We start from the raw sequence: 293 nt of genomic DNA, 5'->3' as shown, positions 1-293 counted from the left end.
CGGAGAAGGACCCGGTCTCGACGGTGGTGATCGTGGTTGGAATGCTGAAGACCTTTGCGGCCTTGGCGAGACCGACGACGTTGTTCTTCAGGACCTGCCGATCGATCGACTGAACGCCGAAGGCCATGTGCGGCTGCTGGTCGATGAAGATCAGCTGGCTGTTCTGGGGGGTCAGGACTTCGAGTTTGCTGGACATGGATTTTCTCCTCTTAAAGCTGGTTGGCAAGCGGGGCGTCGGTGCCCGGTCTTGGCCGGTCTGGGGTGAACTGGTTTGGTGACAACAGGTGTAGCCG

1 pseudogene is annotated in these 293 nt (G+C 59.4%); it reads right to left on the bottom strand.

The features are described from left to right. Positions 1 to 196, bottom strand: a pseudogene (locus IB265_RS36355) (hydrolase); the annotation flags it as partial. Positions 197 to 293: the final 97 nt, after the last annotated feature.

The sequence above is a fragment of the Ensifer sp. ENS10 genome, from assembly GCF_014852025.1.
Lineage (GTDB): Bacteria > Pseudomonadota > Alphaproteobacteria > Rhizobiales > Rhizobiaceae > Ensifer.
The sequence above is the reverse complement of the archived record's forward strand: the minus strand, read 5'-3'. Positions and strand labels throughout refer to the sequence as shown.